Here is a 766-nt window from a genome sequence, read left to right as displayed (position 1 = left end):
CAGGGTGCCCAGGGCAGCCAGGGCACCGCCGGTGCCCAGGGCAGCCAGGGCGGCGCCGGCGCGCAGGGAAGCCAGGGCAGCCAAGGCGACGAAGGCGCGCAGGGAAGCCAGGGATTCCAGGGCGACACCGGTGCGCAAGGAACCCAGGGCAGTCAGGGGTTCCAGGGCGACACCGGTGCGCAAGGGTTCCAGGGAATCGGAACCCAGGGGAGCCAGGGCGGTACCGGAGCCCAGGGCAGCCAGGGCAGTCAGGGTGGCACCGGAGCTCAGGGAAGTCAGGGTGGCTCCGGCAGTCAGGGCAGTCAGGGGACGCAGGGCGACATGGGCACGCCAGGATCCCAGGGCGTCCCTGGCAGCCAGGGTGGTCCCGGTGTTCAGGGTGGCGCCGGTGTTCAGGGTGCTCAGGGTGGTATCGGTCCGCAGGGTTTCCAGGGTGCGCAGGGCAGTCCGGGTGGTTCGGGAGCCGGCCCGCAGGGCAGTCAGGGCAGCCCCGGCACCCAGGGGTTCCAGGGCAGTCAGGGCACTCAGGGCGAAACTGGTGTGCAGGGGTTCCAGGGCAGTCAGGGGTTCCAGGGCAGCCAGGGGTTCCAGGGCGGAGCCGGCGTCCAGGGCAGCCAGGGGGAAGTCGGCAGCCAGGGCAGCCAGGGCGATATCGGCCCGCAGGGCAGCCAGGGCAGCCAGGGCGACGCCGGAGTCCAAGGCAGTCAAGGGTTCCAGGGCGACACCGGCGCGCAGGGCACACAAGGCAGCCAGGGTTTCCAGGGCT

General features: G+C 72.1%; 1 protein-coding gene. It reads right to left on the bottom strand.

The window, feature by feature from the left end; all coding sequences use genetic code 11:
• Nucleotides 1-708 (bottom strand): hypothetical protein (locus tag AB0F11_RS05170; RefSeq protein WP_362168596.1); only part of this gene is annotated, 708 nt, incomplete at its 3' end.
• Between the last annotated feature and the right edge of the window lie 58 nt (nt 709-766).

Origin of the sequence: Streptomyces sp. NPDC032472, from assembly GCF_040636955.1 — a bacterium.
GTDB lineage: Bacteria > Actinomycetota > Actinomycetes > Streptomycetales > Streptomycetaceae > Streptomyces.
This window is presented reverse-complemented; position numbering and strand designations above follow the sequence as displayed.